Raw genomic sequence first — 15,511 nt, 5'->3', positions numbered from 1 at the left:
ACTCTTGGGCGCTGGCCGAGGCCGCAGAGGATGCACCCGTACCCCGTCGCGGAACCGGCGACCGGGCTCAGGACCGCCGACGATCGCATCCGGAGACGGCCGACCGGCTCAGCGGAGACGGTTGCCGGGCCTTCGGGGCGGCGGACGGCGTTTCAGGGCAGGTGGGGCATGACCTCGGCGGCGAGGCGTTCCAGCTGGGCGGCGTGGTCGAAGAGTGGGGTGAAGAGGATCATCTCGGCGCCCGCGTCCGCGACCTCGCGGAGGCCGCGGACGCACTCGTCGGGCGGGCCGAAGACCGCGACGGGGGTCAACTCGTCGCCTCCGGAGCGGCCGTACAGCCGGTTCAGGCCGTCGGTGACGCGCCGCCGGGCCCGCGCGGCGTCGTCGTCGACCGCGATGTAGACGCGCTTGGCGATGCGGAAGTCCTGTGGGTCGCGGTCGGCCTCCGCGAGCGCCTCTCGTACGATCCGCACCTGGTCGGCGAACCGCTCGGTCGTCTGGGAGCCCGCGCCGAAGAAGCCGTCGCCGTGCCGGACCGCGCGGCGCAGCGCGTTGGGGTGGTTGCCGCCGAACCACAGCGGCGGGTACGGCTTCTGGAAGGGCTTGGGTTCCATCGCGGCGCCCTCGACCTGCCAGAACCGGCCCTCGAAGTTGATCTCGGGGTCGGTCCAGCATGCCTTCATCAGCCGGAGGCCCTCGGTGAAGCGGGTGACGAAGCCGTCCGGGTCGATGCCGAACGCCGCGAACGCCCTCCCGCGCCCGCCGGTGCCGACGCCGACCTCCAGACGGCCCCGGCTCATCTGGTCGAGCGTGCTGATGCTCTTGGCCAGGTGGAGCGGGTTGTGCAGGGTGCTGACGAACACCGCGCAGCCCAGTCGGAGCCGTTCGGTGCAGGCCGCCGCGTACGTCATGGTCTCGAGCGGGCTGAGATGCGGCATCGAGCCGAGGACCTGCTCCTGGGTCCACGCGCTGTCGAAGCCGACCTGCTCCGCCCGCGTCAGGTAGGCCCGGAACCCACCGGGATCGAACTCACCGTCGCCGAAGAACTGCGGAATGGAGATCGCGAAGCGCACCCTCCGACACTACTCCGGCCTCCGGCGGCCACGGCTGATCGATCGTCCCTCAGGCGTCGCGGCGGTGGAGCACCCACGCTCCGGCCAGCATGGCGATCGCCGCCCATCCGACGGTGACGGCCAGGCCCACCATCGGACCGTACGGATGGGCGTCCCCGCGCATGAAGTGGTCGCCCGCGACGCTCGGCAGGACCCGGCCGGCCTTCTCGCCCGGTCCGCCGACCGCGCCGAGGAGCGTCGGCAGCACCATCAGCACCAGGAACACCGTGGTCAGGGTGCCGACGGCGCTCCGCAGCACCGCTCCGACGCCCAGCGTGAACACCCCGGCCACGGCGGCGTACGTGCCGACGGCCATGGCGTCGGCGATGACATCGGGCACCGGGAAGGTGCCCCAGCGGCCGAGCAGCGGGGAGGCCGCCCCGGCGCCGAGCAGTCCGAGCACGGTTCCGACGGCGAACATCACCGGAACGAGCACCACCGCCTTGGCCAGCAGCAATCGCCGGCGTACGGGGGTCCACAGCAGCGTGGAACGGATCAGGCCGGTGGAGTACTCCGAGGTGATCACCGTCATCGCCACCGCGAGCATCACCACCTGCACCAGGCCGACCGCCGAGATCGCCACCTCGCCGGCGGACTCCACCCCGGGATGCGGCCGGTCGGGATGGGTGTTGTCGTACACGTGGGAGACGGCCAGTTGGGCGCAGACCGCCGCCATCACCGCCGCCGCGCCCAGCAGGCACCACCAGGTGGAACGCACCGACCACAGCTTCGTCCACTCGGCCGCGACCGCCCCGGGCAGACCGCCGCCACGCCGTGCCGTACGGGTGGTCGCCGTCATCGCCCCGCCCCGCCCGCCGCCGCCGGTGCGCCGAATTCGACGCTTTCCGCGGTGAGTTCCATGTACGCCTGCTCCAGCGACGCCGCGCGTTCCTCCAGGCGGTGCAGGGGCACCGCCAGCCGGTGGGCCAGGTCCCCCACGGCCTCCACGGAGCCCTCCCACACGGTCATCTCCTGTGCGGAGACCCGCTCCACCGTCATGCCCGCCGCGGTCAGCCGGTCGGCCAGCAGGCGGAGCCGGTCCGTGTCGGGGCTGCGCACCACCACGCGGTTGCGCGAACTGCCGGCGATCACCTCGGCGATCGGCGCGTCGGCCAGCAACCGGCCCTTCCCGATCACGACGAGCCGGTCGGCGGTCAGCTGCATCTCGCTCATGAGGTGGCTGGAGACGAGCACCGTACGGCCCTCGTCCGCCAGGGACCGCGCCAGTTCGCGGACCCACCGGACCCCGTCGGGGTCGAGGCCGTTCACCGGCTCGTCGAACAGCAGCACCTCCGGGTCGCCGAGCAGCGCGCCCGCGATCCCGAGCCGCTGGCTCATGCCGAGCGAGAACGTCCCCGCCCGCTTGCGGGCCACCGGCGTCAGGCCGACGACGTCGATGACCTCCCCGACCCGCCGGGCCGGGATGCCGTTGCTCCGCGCCATCGCCAGCAGGTGAGCGCGGGCGCTCCGCCCCGCATGAACCGCCTTGGCGTCGAGGAGCGCGCCCACCCGCCGCAGCGGATTCCGCAGGGCGGCGTACGGCCGCCCGCACACGAGGGCCTCGCCGGCGGTCGGCCGGTCGAGCCCGAGGATCATCCGCATCGTGGTGGATTTGCCGGCCCCATTGGGTCCCAGAAACCCGGTGACCCTGCCGGGCAGGACCTCCAGCGACAGATCCCGTACCGCCGTCGTCTCGCCGTACCGTTTGGTCAGGCCCCGAAGAGTGATCACGATCTCGCCCCGTTCCGTGTCAGGTCGACAGGAACGTACGGCTCGGCCCACCAGGACCACATTGGGCGATCGACAGCCCGGACCACCGACTTTCGTCAGGGGTCCGGCGTCGTCTCGGCGGGGAAGAGGATGGGGCTGAGGAGGTGGCGGACGCGGTCCGGGGAGGGTTCGTGGGCCATCCGGGAGACGATCACGTCGCGGAGCTCGCCGATCATCTCGGCGCGCTCGTCGGGGCTGAGCCAGATCGCGTGCTGGCGGTAGCCGACGGCGTCGGCGACCGGGTCGGCGTGGTCGCGGTCGAGGTAGGCGTTGAATTCGGCCAGCAGCGTGGCCATGGCGACGGCGAACACGCGGCGATGGTCCTCCGGTGACACGGACGCGGCCGTCTCGGCGTCGATGACGGCTCGTGCCCGGCACAGCCGGTACCGGCGTTCGACGGCGCCGCGCACCCGCTGCTCGCCGTCGACCTCGAGAAGACCTCCGTCGGCCAGCAGGCCGACGTGCCGGTAGACGGTGGCCTTCGAGACGTCGGGCAGGAGGTCGCACAGCTGGGCGGTCGTGAGCGTCCGCTCACCGGACATGGCGTGCACGACGCGGAGCCGCACCGGATGCAGGAGCAGATCCACGGTGTCCATTCCCCTACGATCTCACGAGTGATACCGTTCTCAAAGTTGAGACCAATGATCTGAGGAGTGGCTCGTGCCGCCTGCGACACTGGAGAACCGGCCTCCGCTGGGGCGTCTGTACGACGTGGGGGGCCGGCGGCTGATGCTGCACCGGTCCGGCACCGGTGAGCCGGCCGTGGTCTTCCTACCGGGAGCCGGCCTGGTCGGCCTGGACTACGTGAACACCCAGAACCGCGTGGCCGAGCTGACCAGCAGCGTCATCTACGACCGGGCGGGCACCGGGTGGAGCGACCCGGTGGAGCTGCCCCGTACGGCCACCGCGGTCACCGACGAACTGCACGCCCTACTGCCCGCCGCCGGGATTCCGGCCCCGTACGTACTCGTCGGCCACTCCCTGGGCGGCGGCTACGCGCGCCACTTCGCCCAGCGATTCCCCGACGAGGTGGCCGGGCTGCTCCTGCTGGACCCGACGCACGAGGACTTCCTCGTCCGCGCGCCCGCGCAGGTCCCGGAGATGCTGGAGAAGATGAAGAGTCAGGAACTGCCGGAGCCGACCGAGGAGCAGATCCAGCGCTCCCGCCCCGCGCTCGCCGAGCACTTCGCCGCCTGGCCGGACTCCGTCCGCGGGCCGCTCATCGAGCACCACCTCACCGCGTGGCGGACCGCGTGGAACGAGGACAAGAACCTCTACACCGAGGTCGCCGACGAGCTCCGGCGCGCACCGGACCTGCCCGACGTGCCCCTCATCGTGCTCACCGCCATGGGTCACGACGCGACCCAGGCCCACCTGTGGCCCGGAGATCTCCTACGCGAGATCAACGAGATCAAACGCACCATCCACGCGGAACTGGCCGCGTCGGTCCCCCGCGGCGAGCAGCGCGTTCTCGACGACGCCGGGCACGGCTTCATGCACGAGGAACGCCCCGACACCGTGCTTCAGGCGATCACCGACCTGCTCCACGCCGCGAAGGGCTGAGCCACGGTGAAGGGCCGCCCGGCGATGCGCGGGCGGCCCTTCGGCCGGTCACGGGGTGAGGACCTGCGGGCGAGCCGCGCGGCTCGCCCGCAGTGCCGCCAGGCCCCGGCTCGTTCAGGGTCGGGCGCCGAGGCTCTTCACCCAGCCCATGGCCTCGTACGTCATGATCAGCATGGGGGCCTTGCGGTCCCCTGACTCCTGGGCGAGGAGCTGTCCCGTCTTCGGGTCGATGATCAGACGGATCTCCCCGCCCGACTTGGCCTGCTGGGCGTCATCGCCGGACCCCATGGCGAGGACCGCGCCCTTGCGGCCCATCGGGTCGGTTGCCGTGCCGAGGTAGCGGATGCCCGGCTGCTTGGCGAGCACGCGGTACAGCGCGGCCTTCGTACCGGGCGTGAGCGGACCCGCCAAGAGGTCCTGGGCGTTGCCGAAGACGGAGAGCGCGAAGCTGTCACCCGTCGGCACGCCGTCGTGGTCGGTCGACTCCTGGTTCTCGTCCTTGTACCACTTGCGCATCACCCTCTCGAGCGCGGCGACGTCCGTCGGCAGCTTGGTCAGTTGCTCGATCGACTGGTCCCGCTGAGTCGGGCTGAGCCTGACTTTCGAGAAGTCATAGTTGCTGACCTGCGGCTTCCCCGACACGTCCAGATCCCACCGCCGGCGCTCCGCCGGGCTCATCCTCTTCCACTTGGCCTCCTCGGCCGGCGAGGCGAAGGTGATCTTCGGGTCGATGCCGGTGATCGTACGGTCGTGACGATTACGGCCGTCCCAGCTCTCCTCGGTCTTGCTCACGGACGCGGTGATCGGAGCGGACTTCAGGACACGCCCCTTCGCGGCGAGCCTCTTCGCGGTCGCCTTGTCGATCGCGGTGTCCGGTTGGACGAGACCCGTCTCGCGTTCCCGGACGTACCAGTAGGCGCCGGTGGTGGCCGGCGTCCTGGCGACGGTCTCAGCGCTGGCGAGCAGGACGGTGCGCGCGTCCAACGCCTGGCCGGTCCCCGACGCGGTCGGCCGCACGCCACCCGAGCGGCCGGAGCCGTCGGACGCGACGATCACGCCGGCCGCGGTGGCGGCCACCGCGCCGGCCGCGAGACCCGCGATCAGCACGCGCGGCATCCGGCGCCGGGCGGTCGTCACGGGGACGGCAAGGCCGGGCCGGGCGTCGTTCAGGGCATTGGCCAGGTCCTGCTCGCGGCGGCGTGCGTGGGACTCGGCGACCGCGGTGTCCAGGCCGGACGGCCTGAGCGTACGGAACATGTCATCGGCGTTGCGGTTCATCGAGACTCCAGAAGTCATCGGGTCGCCCTGTCGGCGACGCGGGAGGCGGGACGGCGGGCGCCGGGCGCGGGGGCGTTGTCGATCGCCTTGGCGAGGCGGCGCCGGGCGCGGTGCAGGCGGACGAAGAACGCCGCCGCCGAGCAGCCGACGACCTTCGCGGCGTCGCGTGGCGCCAGGCCGTGCCACATGACCAGGGAGAGCACCTCGACGTCGTTCTCGGACAGCCGGGCGATCGCCCCGAGCGCGCTGTCCCGCTCGACGACGTGATCGGCGACGTCCCACGCCACGAGGTCGGCGTCGGTGGTCATCGCGGTGACCCGGTCGACCAGCGCACGCCGCCGGAACCCGCTGTCGCGCTGCTTGAGCAGCAGGTTGCGGGCCACGCCGATGAGCCAGGGCAGCGCCGGCTCCCGTATCTGGTCCAGGCGCCGCCAGGCGATGACGAACGTCTCGCTGACGATGTCCTCGGCGGCGTGCGGCTCGGTGCGGGTGATCACGTAGCCCAGCACGCGCCGGTAGTTCTCGTCGTAGAGCTCGGTGAAGCGTCTTCGGGAGTTCTCCGGGTCGTCCACGGAATCCCTGCCCTTCGGGGGGGGTCGGTGACCTTTCACCAGTACTTCCGGTGCCCCGTCCCACCTTTACCGGTCACCTCCGAAAAAGATCAGGGCAGGACGAGCCGGACCCTCGCCTCGTCGGCCTCGTGGGCGTCGAGGAAGGCGTTCGTGCGCTCCAGGCCGGCCTCCGCCGGCGCCCGCTCGGAGAAGTCGATCCGCGCGGTGTACTTGCGGGCGAAGGAGAGCATCTTGACCAGCGCCCCGTACGCGCCGTTGTGCGTGGCGCCCTTAAGGGCCGACAGGTAGTTCGCCCGGTACACGATCGGGACGATGATGCGCACCTCGCCACCCGCCACGAGCTCCGCGTTCATCATGATCCTCGCGATCCGCCCGTTACCGTCGTCGAACGGGTGGACCTCGGCGACGAGGAACATCACGTACACCGCGCGTTCAAACGGTCCGGTCAAGCGCTCGGCCAGCTCAAAACCGCCGAAATTCACGCGCCGGCGGCCGCGCGGAGGGCGGCGACGGCGGCGCGGATGGCCGGGCGGCGGGCGGCCTCGGCGCGCCAGACGCCGTACACATGCCGGGTCAGCGCGGGACGTACCGCGACGATGCGTACGCCGGGCGGGACGTCGCAGCGGCCCAGGCGGGGGATGACCGCGCACCCCAGGCCGGCGGCCACGAGGGCGAGCTGCGTGGCGTACTCGTCGGCGGTGTGGTTGATGCGCGGTTCGAGGCTCGCCGTACGGAGCGTGTGCTCCAGCCACTCGCGGCAGATCGCGCCGGCCGACTGGGCGATCCACGCCTCGCCGCGCATGCCGGCCAGGTCGATGACGTCCCGGTCGGCGAGGGGGTGGCCGGCGGGCAGGGCCACGTCGGCGACGTCGTCGAGCAGCGGCGCCTTCACCAGGCCGTCCGGGATCGCGAGCGGCACGTTGAACCAGTCCTGGACGATGCCCAGGTCGATCTCGCCGCGCGCGGCCAGGGGCACGGACGAATGCGGCTCCAGCTCGCGCAGGGTCACCGTGAGCCGGGGGTGTTCCACGGCCATCAGGCTCAGGGCGGGCGGCATCAGGCCGCGCGCTGCCGTGGGGAACGCCGCGACGGCGAGCTCGCCGACGACGGCGCCCCGGTGGGCCTCCAGGTCGGACTCCGCCGCCTCGACCATGGAGAGGATGCGCTCGGCGTGCGCGGCGAGGAGCGCGGCGGCGTCGGTGAGGCGGACGCCGCGGCCGTTCCGCTCCAGGAGCTTCTGGCCGGTCTCCCGTTCGAGCTTGGCGACCTGCTGGGACACGGCGGAGGTCGTGACGTGCAGGACGTCGGCGGCGGCGCTGACGGAACCGTACGTGGCCACGGCGTTGAGGGCGCGTAGCCGCTCCAAATCCAGCATGTAGTCATGCTACACGGACACCTTAAGGAACATTCGCTTGTCCTAAAACCTCGATGCCACGAGCATCGAGGGCATGAGACCTCGCCACATCGCCATCGCGGTGATGATCGCCGCGATCTGGGGCTTCAACTTCGTCGTGATCGACGTCGGGCTCGGCACCCTGCCGCCCCTGCTGTTCGCCGCGGTGCGCTTCGTCGCGGCGGCGTTCCCCGCCATCCTGTTCGTCCGGCGGCCGGCGATCCCGTGGCGGCGCCTGGCGCTCGTCGGGCTCCCCCTCGGCGTCGGGCAGTTCGGCCTGCTGTTCATCGCCATGCACCTGGGGATGCCCGCCGGCTTGGCATCGCTCGTCCTGCAGACCCAGGCACTGTTCACGGCCGCGTTCGCCGTGCCGATGCTGGGCGAACGGATGCGCCGGGCGCAGTTGGCGGGGATGCTCGTGGCGTTCGCCGGCATCGGGGTGATCGCTCTGTCGCTGGGCCAGGGCGGCCCGGTGCTCGCGTTCGCACTGTGCGTCGGCGCGGCGGGCATGTGGGGACTGGCCAACATCGGCATGCGGAAGGCGCAACCGCCGGACATGTTCGGGTTCATGGTCTGGGTCAGCGTGGTGCCGCCGCTGCCGCTGCTCGCCCTGTCACTGATCTTCGAGGGTCCTTGGGCGGACCTGCACGCGCTGACGCACATCTCGGCGAGCGCCTTGGGCGCGCTCGCCTACATCGCCTACCTGTCGACGCTCGTCGGATTCGGACTCTGGGGCCGGCTGATGCGCCGGTACAACGCCGGGCAGGTCGCGATCTACTCGCTCCTGGTGCCGCTGTTCGGCATGTCCTCGGCCGCGCTCGTGCTCGGCGAGCAGATCACGGCCCCCGACGTGATCGCGGGCGGCCTCATCGTCGGCGGTGTCGCCCTCGGCAGCGTCCGCCGCCGCAAGCCCTCCCGGCGACCGGCCGACGCCCCGCCCGCCGCCCTCGCCCGGACCCGCTGAAGGAGACCTCGATGCTCCATGGCATCCACGTTCCGCTCGTCACGCCGTTCGGACCGGATGGAGCCCTCGACGTCCCCTCCCTCGAACGCCTGGCCCACCACGTCCTCACCGAGGGCGCCGCTGGGCTGGTCGCGCTCGCCACCACGGGTGAGGGCGCCCTGCTCACCGCCGACGAGCGGCGCAGGGTCATCGCGACCTGCCGGAAGGTCAGCGACGCGTACGGCACGCCGCTGACCGTCGGCGCGGGCACGATCGGCACCGACGAGTCGGCCCGGCAGGCACTGGACCGCGCGACCTCCGCGGACCTGCTGCTCGCCGTCGTGCCGTACTACGTCCGCCCCACCGACGAGGGCGTCCTCGACCACTTCGCGGCGGTCGGCGCGGCGGCCGGAGTGCCGCTGATCGTCTACAACGTCCCGTACCGCACGGGAAAGACGCTGCGCGTCGAGACGCTTCTCGAACTGCTCGCCACCGGGTACGTCGCCGGCATCAAGCACTGCGCGGGAGCGATCGACGCGGACACTCTGACCCTGCTCGCCGAGGGCCACGGCGTGCTCGGCGGGGATGACGCGTTCCTGTACCCGCTCCTGCAGCTCGGCGCGGCGGGCGGCGTCACGGCCTCGGCGAACGTCGCCCCGGCCGCGTTCGCCGCGATGGCCGGCGCCGTACGGGACGGGGATCCGGCCCGCGCCCGCCACCTGCACAACGCGCTGCTGCCCCTGGTGAACGCGCTGTTCGCCGAGCCGTCCCCCAGCGTCATCAAGGCGGTGCTCGCCGAGCGGGGCCTGATCGCCGACGCCGCCGTACGGTCGCCGCTGCGGCCGCCCGCCGCCGCCCCGGTGACCTCCGCGCTCGACGGGCTGCGAAAATTGGCGGTATGAGGATTGGATTCGGCGCCCCGATGTCGGGGGCATGGGCCAGCCCGCGGAACCTCGGTCACTTCGCCGAGCGCGCGGAGGACCTCGGCTACGCGTCGCTGTGGACGTTCCATCGCCTGCTCACGCCCGCCGACAAGGAGGCGCTGGACCCGGTCTACCGCAGCGTCCTCGATCCGCTGATCACGCTCGCCTACGCCGCCGCCCGCACCTCCCGCATCCGCCTCGGCGTCTCTCTGATCAACTTCCCGTTCGTCACGCCCGTGTACCTCGCCAAGGAGACCTCCTCCCTGGACGTGCTGTCCGGCGGGCGGCTCGACCTCGGGCTGGGCGCCGGCTGGCAGCAGGAGGAGTTCGTCGCCAGTGGAGTGTCACCGGAGCGGCGCGGCAGGCGGGCCGAGGAGTTCGTCGCCGCGCTGCGCACCCTGTGGGAGGACGAGGTCAGCTCGTTCGACGGGGAGTTCTACACGATCCCGCCGAGCCGGCAGGCGTTCAAGCCCGTGCAGAAGCCGCACCCGCCGGTGCTGCTCGGCGGAGTCGCCGAGGCCGCACTGAAGCGCGCGGGCCGGATCGCGGACGGCTGGCTCAGCCGCAGCGTCACCGACCTGTCCCGCATCCACGAGCAGATCGCGATCGTCCGGCGCGCCGCCGAGGAGGCGGGCAAGGACCCCGGCGGTGTCCGCGTCGTCGTCCGCGGCGTCGTACGGGCGGGCGAGGAGGCCCGCGACGAGTCCGGCGCGCGCCTGCGCCTGTCCGGGTCGCATGACCAGATCCGCGAGGACGCGGCCTGGCTCTCCGAGCAGGGCGTCACCGAACTTTTCTACGACCTCAACTACGACCCCCTGATCGGCTCCCCGGACGCCGAACCCGATTCCGCCACCGCCCGCGCCGAGGAGATCCTCGAAGGCCTCGCCCCGTGATCGGATCCCGTCGCATCGCTTGATCTACGCGTGCCGGACGTTCGACAGCAAGAACCATCCCCGCTGATCACGGGCACCCTGTGACGGCCTGACCGCGCGCACGTTGACGGTCAGCCGATGGTGCGAGGGCGGTCAGCGGACCCGGCGAGGGTGTGTCCATACCTCATCGATCCCTCCGAGGAAAAGGACACAGGCCGTGAACGTCAGGGCGGGCAAGAAAGTGTGGATCGGGCTGGCGGTACTGGTGCTGCCATGCCTGATCGTCTCGATGGACGTGAGTGTGCTGCTGTTCGGGATGCCGTTCATCAGCGCCGACCTCAAGCCATCCGGCACCCAGCTGTTGTGGATCATGGACATGTACGGCTTCGTGCTGGCCGGCATGCTGATCACGATGGGTGCGCTGGGCGACCGGATCGGCCGCCGCCGGCTGCTGCTCATCGGCGCTGTGGCCTTCAGCGCCGCGTCGGTCGCCGCCGCCTACTCCACCGGCGCCGGAATGCTCATCGGCACTCGCGCGGTGCTGGGGCTGGCGGGCGCGACGTTGATGCCCTCCACGCTGGCGCTGATCCGGAACATGTTCCACGACGAGAGGCAGCGCAAGACCGCGATCGCCGTGTGGACCGGCGCCATGACCGGTGGCGTCACGGTCGGGCCGATCGTCGGTGGCGCGCTGATGAACCACTTCTGGTGGGGATCGGCGTTCCTGATCAACGTGCCCGCGATGGTGCTGCTGCTCGCGCTCGGGCCGGTGCTGCTGCCGGAGTTCCGCAACCCCGCCGCCGGCCGGTTCGACGTGCTCGGCTCGCTGCTGTCGCTGGGCGCCGTACTGCCGATCGTCTACGGCATCAAGGAGCTCGCCATTGACGGCTACGCGCTCCTCCCGGTGATCTCGATCGTCGTCGGTCTCGCCGTCGGGGTCGTCTTCTGGCACCGCCAGCGGACGATCGCCCACCCGCTGATCGACCTGAGCCTGTTCCGGCACCGGACCTACAGCGCGTCGGTCGGCGTCAACACGGTGACCAACTTCGCGATGCTCGGCTTCAGCTTCTACACGATGCAGTACCTGCAGGTCGTCCACGGTATGAGCCCCTTCAAGGCCTCGCTGTGGTCGCTGGCGGTCATGCCGTTCATCATGGTCGCGATGACGGTCGCCGGGATCGCCGCCAAGAAGGTCCGCCCCGCCTTCGTCATCGCCACCGGGCTGCTGGTGTCTGCCTGCGGCCTGGTCGTGACCACTCAGGTCGACGTCCACCAGTCACTGGCCGTCATCCTGACGGGGGCCGGGCTGCTCGCGGCGGGCATGCTGGTGGCCACCTCGCTCACCGCCGATCTGATCCTGACCGCCGCCCCCGCCGAGCAGGCGGGCGCCGCCTCCGCGGTCGCCGAGACCGGAAGCGAGCTGGGCGGGGCGCTCGGCTTCGCGATCCTCGGCTCGATCGGCACCGCCGTCTACCACCACCAGATGGCCGACGTCCAGGTGGCCGGCATCCCCGCCGAGACCCTGCGTGCCGCCCGCGACACCCTCGGCAGCGCCGCCCACGTCCCCGGCCAGGCCGGCCAGGCTCTCCTGGAGACCGCCCGGACCGCCTTCACCCACGGACTGAACATCACCGGCCTGGCCGGCGCGATGGTCCTGGTGCCCGCGGCCCTGATCGCCTTCGCCGTTCTCCGCAACGTCCCGGTCACGGCCCCCGCCAAGGACACCGCCCCCGCCGAACAGACGCCTGAGCTCGAGCCGACCGATCGACCGTGGCAGGAGCCCGTACCCGCAGTTCCCCAGACCCGCGGCGCCCGGTAGCAGCGGCCGCCCTGGTCCGTGATCGTCGAGGTCGTTCGCGCCCACAGGCCCGAACAACCTCGACGATCACGTTCTACCTCCTCCGTCAAATACTGATGCCCGCTCTGGAGAGCGGGCATCAGACGGCGTCTGTTCCTCTAGTCCTGGTACGGACCGAGTGGAGGGTCACCAGTGGGTCGATCTTTGAGTCGGAGCGAGGCGGTCGGCCCGGTCACGAGCAGGCTTGCCACAGGGTGTCGTACCGCTTGTCGTTTGCCTTGGGGTCGGTAATATATCCGACCGCCGCGACGCAGTCGCTCGGAGAATAGACGTATACCGGGCCGGCATAAGAATTAAAGTAGCCGCCGTCGGGGCTGCTGGAGCGGCCGTTCGCGCTCTTGATCTGGATGGAATGTTGCCATCCCAGCGAACCCTTTGTGGTCGAAGAACCCAGGTTGAGGTAAGCGCAGTTGTAGCCGTTCGATGAGTTGTAGGCGATGTACACATCACCGGCGTACACGTTGTAGTAGGAGTACACCCACTTAGGGCCATAGACCGTGTGGTAACCCGATCCACAGATCGATGCGGTCGGGTCAGCGCTCGCGGCGGGGGCCAGGGCAACGCTCGTAGCCAGGATCGCTCCGGCCATGACGATCGAAGAAATGAGATTCTTGCGCTTCACCGTGATCCTTCCTCGATGCCACCATGCGGATGGCATGCCCCTCAACCGTCTTTTCGCTCGCGGGAGGGCGCGTGCGGCGATCATGGCACGACGGATCCGCACCCGACAAGGGGGACGATCGAACCATTTTTTTGGACACAGCACGCTTCAACAACTAATCCGGAACATCCCCGCATCGCCGCAGGTCACGACCCCGACCAACACAGGTCGCCACTTTCCGCGATTACCGGTTGCGCAGAGCGACTCGACCGAGATTGAACATCAGGAAAACGGGACGAAACATCCGGGAAACGCGCGCATGAATGAAGCCTGGCGCCGACCGGCATCAGCAGTGAGGAGCCGGGGCACCGCTGGAGACAAGGCTCCGCGGCGATGCACATTCACTCGACCGCCACCGCTATCGCGCCCACCGATCCGGGCAGACTCGAACACCCCGCCATGCCCGAGGACGCGGCAACCCCTACGTGGCGAAGGAGGCGCTCGCCGACACTGAGCACCTCATCGCCGCTGTCGAGAAACCGCTGCCGCACCTCGGGCTGTTGTGACCTCGCGGGTCAGGCGGCCTCGGCGGCGGCGCGGGCGGCGTGCGGCAACGCGTCGGCGATGCGCTCCAAAGCGGTGGCGTCGTGGGCGGCGCTCAGGAACCACGCCTCGTACGCCGACGGCGGCAGGTAGACGCCGTGGTCGAGCGCGGTGTGGAAGAACGCGGCGTAGCGCCGGGTGCTCTGCCGCTGCGCCTGCTCGAAGTCCAGCACCGCCCCCTCGGCGAAGAAGATCGAGAAGAGGTTGCCCGCCGTCTGCAGCCGGTGCGGGACGCCCTCCTTGGTCAGGGCGTCCGTGGCCGCCTGGGCGACCACGGTGGCGGCGTGATCGATCCGCGCGTACACCTCGTCGGTGGCTGCGCGCAGTGTGGCCAGGCCGGCGGCGGTGGCCAGGGGGTTTCCGGACAGGGTGCCCGCCTGGTAGACGGGGCCGGCGGGGGCGAGGCGGTCCATGATCTCGGCGCGACCGCCGAACGCCGCCGCGGGCAGGCCGCCGCCCATCACCTTGCCGAAGGTGTACAGGTCGCCGGCGACGCCCTCCAGGCCGTACCAGCCGGAGGAGGAGACGCGGAAACCGGTCAGCACCTCGTCGACGATCAACAGGGCGCCGTACCGCTCGCAGATCTGCTTGAGGGCGGCGTTGAAGCCCTCGGTCGGCGGGACGATGCCCATGTTCGCCGGGCACGCCTCGGTGATGACACACGCGATCTCGTGGCCGTGCTCGCCGAACGTCTCCTCGACGGCGGCGATGTCGTTGTAGCGGATCACGATCGTGTCGGCGGTGGCCGCGCCGGTGACACCAGGCGAGTCGGGCAGGCCGAACGTCGCGACGCCCGACCCGGCCGCGGCCAGCAGCGCGTCGGAGTGGCCGTGGTAGCAGCCGGCGAACTTCACGATCTTCGAGCGCTCGGTGAAGCCGCGCGCCAGGCGGATCGCCGACATCGTCGCCTCGGTGCCCGAGCTGACCAGGCGGACCTTGTCGATCGGTGTGCGGGCGACCATCTCCTCGGCCAGCAGGACCTCGCCCTCGGTCGGCGCGCCGAACGAGGTGCCGTACTCGGTGGCCCGGTGCACGGCCTCGACGACCTCCGGGTGCCCGTGCCCGAGGATCATCGGACCCCACGAGCAGATCAGGTCGACGTACTCGTTGCCGTCGGCGTCGACGAGGTAGGGACCACGAGCCGAGGCCATGAACCGCGGGGTGCCGCCCACGGCCCCGAAGGCGCGCACCGGGGAGTTCACTCCGCCCGGTATGACCGCACCGGCCCGGTCGAACAGTTCTTCGGAACGATTCGTGGAAGTCACCCCACGAGTCTCCCAGACGTCAGTCGCAGGCGTCGGCCAGGATCTCCAGTAGCCGCATCGGGTCGGGCAGCGGCGCGCCGTGCGGCTCCCTCACCCAGGTCACCGTACGGTCGAACGGCAGCACCGACGGCGGCGCGAGGATGTAGCTGTCCCGGCAGTGCCAGCGCATGCCGGGGCTGTCGGCGATGCTCTCCGGGACGGTGTCGAGGTGGCAGGACCACCACTCGTCCTCGTCGACGGGCGCGCCGCGGGTGGCGACGAAGAAGAGGTACCGCTCGTCGCCGTGGGCGGCGACCGGGCCCACCGGAACGCCCTCCCGCTCCATCATCTCGAGCGCCACGCGGCCCGGCTCGGTCGGCACGTCGAAGACGTCGAAGACCCTGCCGGTCGGCAGGACGATGTTGGCCTCCGGATCCCTCACCCACCAGCGCGCCAGGGTGTCGGCGTCGACCGTGGCCTGCCGCTGCCACACCTGTGACCGGGGATGCGCCGCGGGCGACGGGCAGCCGATCCGGTCGCAGGAACACGCCCGCGTGCCGTCGGTCGCCGGATGCTCGCCCGGATAACAGGGCCATCCCAGGGCGGCGTACTCCTGTACGGCGGCCGCCATGCGCTCGCGTCTGACCGACTCGCCCGTCTTGCGGCGGCCGGCCGACCTGTTCGTTCGCTTCGCTGTTACATCCAGCATCCTGCTCCCCCTCCGCTCCTCTTCCGATGATGGCGCGCCGCTCCTTGGCCGGTTACGGGAACCCCCGAAA

16 protein-coding genes are annotated in these 15,511 nt (G+C 70.9%); 5 read left to right on the top strand and 11 right to left on the bottom strand.

Features of this window, described 5'->3' with window-relative positions; translation table 11 throughout:
* Positions 1-152: 152 nt before the first annotated feature.
* The 4 genes from NE236_RS05300 to NE236_RS05285 form a co-directional block, all read right to left on the bottom strand.
* Positions 153-1,073, bottom strand: a complete 921-nt coding sequence (locus tag NE236_RS05300) for an LLM class flavin-dependent oxidoreductase (RefSeq protein WP_252840662.1) — start codon at positions 1,071-1,073, stop codon at positions 153-155.
* Positions 1,074-1,122: 49 nt separating this feature from the next.
* Complete coding sequence (locus NE236_RS05295) at positions 1,123-1,911, bottom strand: ABC transporter permease (RefSeq protein WP_252840661.1); 789 nt, start codon at positions 1,909-1,911, stop codon at positions 1,123-1,125.
* Positions 1,908-2,843, bottom strand: a complete 936-nt coding sequence (locus NE236_RS05290) for an ABC transporter ATP-binding protein (RefSeq protein ID WP_252840660.1) — start codon at positions 2,841-2,843, stop codon at positions 1,908-1,910. The genes NE236_RS05295 and NE236_RS05290 overlap by 4 nt, the downstream gene beginning before the upstream one ends.
* A gap of 95 nt (positions 2,844-2,938) precedes the next feature.
* Entirely contained in the window at positions 2,939-3,478 is a 540-nt protein-coding gene (locus tag NE236_RS05285; RefSeq protein ID WP_252840659.1) for a helix-turn-helix domain-containing protein, read from the bottom strand.
* 64 nt (positions 3,479-3,542) lie between these two features.
* Here NE236_RS05285 and NE236_RS05280 point away from each other — a divergent pair, with 64 nt between their 5' ends.
* The gene (locus NE236_RS05280; protein ID WP_308209049.1) at positions 3,543-4,445 is read left to right on the top strand and encodes an alpha/beta fold hydrolase; all 903 of its coding nucleotides are present in this window, start codon (positions 3,543-3,545) and stop codon (positions 4,443-4,445) included.
* A gap of 114 nt (positions 4,446-4,559) precedes the next feature.
* Here NE236_RS05280 and NE236_RS05275 read toward each other — a convergent pair whose 3' ends face one another.
* The 4 genes from NE236_RS05275 to NE236_RS05260 all read right to left on the bottom strand — a co-directional run bounded on the left by NE236_RS05275 (position 4,560) and on the right by NE236_RS05260 (position 7,670).
* A complete protein-coding gene (locus NE236_RS05275; RefSeq protein ID WP_252840658.1) occupies positions 4,560-5,723 on the bottom strand; it encodes a CU044_5270 family protein in 1,164 nt (387 codons plus the stop codon).
* Positions 5,724-5,737: 14 nt separating this feature from the next.
* Positions 5,738-6,295 carry an RNA polymerase sigma factor gene (locus NE236_RS05270; RefSeq protein ID WP_252840657.1) on the bottom strand — a complete coding sequence of 186 codons (558 nt, stop codon included), beginning with the start codon at positions 6,293-6,295 and terminating at the stop codon, positions 5,738-5,740.
* 89 nt (positions 6,296-6,384) lie between these two features.
* Complete coding sequence (locus tag NE236_RS05265; RefSeq protein WP_252840656.1) at positions 6,385-6,744, bottom strand: Fic family protein; 360 nt, start codon at positions 6,742-6,744, stop codon at positions 6,385-6,387.
* Positions 6,745-6,773: 29 nt separating this feature from the next.
* On the bottom strand, positions 6,774-7,670 hold the full coding sequence (locus NE236_RS05260) for a LysR family transcriptional regulator (protein ID WP_252840655.1): 897 nt from the start codon (positions 7,668-7,670) through the stop codon (positions 6,774-6,776).
* Positions 7,671-7,743: 73 nt separating this feature from the next.
* On the opposite strand from NE236_RS05260, the gene NE236_RS05255 reads away from it, so the two are divergent.
* From NE236_RS05255 to NE236_RS05240, 4 genes are all read left to right on the top strand, one after another.
* A complete protein-coding gene (locus tag NE236_RS05255) occupies positions 7,744-8,652 on the top strand; it encodes an EamA family transporter (RefSeq protein WP_252840654.1) in 909 nt (302 codons plus the stop codon).
* 11 nt (positions 8,653-8,663) lie between these two features.
* The gene (locus NE236_RS05250; RefSeq protein WP_252840653.1) at positions 8,664-9,533 is read left to right on the top strand and encodes a dihydrodipicolinate synthase family protein; all 870 of its coding nucleotides are present in this window, start codon (positions 8,664-8,666) and stop codon (positions 9,531-9,533) included.
* Positions 9,530-10,447 carry a TIGR03619 family F420-dependent LLM class oxidoreductase gene (locus tag NE236_RS05245; RefSeq protein ID WP_252840652.1) on the top strand — a complete coding sequence of 306 codons (918 nt, stop codon included), beginning with the start codon at positions 9,530-9,532 and terminating at the stop codon, positions 10,445-10,447. The genes NE236_RS05250 and NE236_RS05245 overlap by 4 nt, the downstream gene beginning before the upstream one ends.
* Positions 10,448-10,643: 196 nt before the next feature.
* Positions 10,644-12,245, top strand: coding sequence for an MFS transporter (locus tag NE236_RS05240; protein WP_252840651.1), 1,602 nt, complete (start codon positions 10,644-10,646; stop codon positions 12,243-12,245).
* Positions 12,246-12,456: 211 nt separating this feature from the next.
* On the opposite strand, the gene NE236_RS05235 is transcribed toward NE236_RS05240, so the two are convergent.
* The 3 genes from NE236_RS05235 to NE236_RS05225 form a co-directional block, all read right to left on the bottom strand.
* On the bottom strand, positions 12,457-12,906 hold the full coding sequence (locus NE236_RS05235) for a hypothetical protein (RefSeq protein WP_252840650.1): 450 nt from the start codon (positions 12,904-12,906) through the stop codon (positions 12,457-12,459).
* A gap of 554 nt (positions 12,907-13,460) precedes the next feature.
* Positions 13,461-14,753, bottom strand: coding sequence for a glutamate-1-semialdehyde 2,1-aminomutase (gene hemL, locus NE236_RS05230; protein WP_252840649.1), 1,293 nt, complete (start codon positions 14,751-14,753; stop codon positions 13,461-13,463).
* A gap of 19 nt (positions 14,754-14,772) precedes the next feature.
* Complete coding sequence (locus NE236_RS05225) at positions 14,773-15,441, bottom strand: bifunctional DNA primase/polymerase (protein WP_252840648.1); 669 nt, start codon at positions 15,439-15,441, stop codon at positions 14,773-14,775.
* Between the last annotated feature and the right edge of the window lie 70 nt (positions 15,442-15,511).

The sequence above is a fragment of the Actinoallomurus purpureus genome (assembly GCF_024055795.1).
Lineage (GTDB): Bacteria > Actinomycetota > Actinomycetes > Streptosporangiales > Streptosporangiaceae > Actinoallomurus > Actinoallomurus purpureus.
This window is presented reverse-complemented; position numbering and strand designations above follow the sequence as displayed.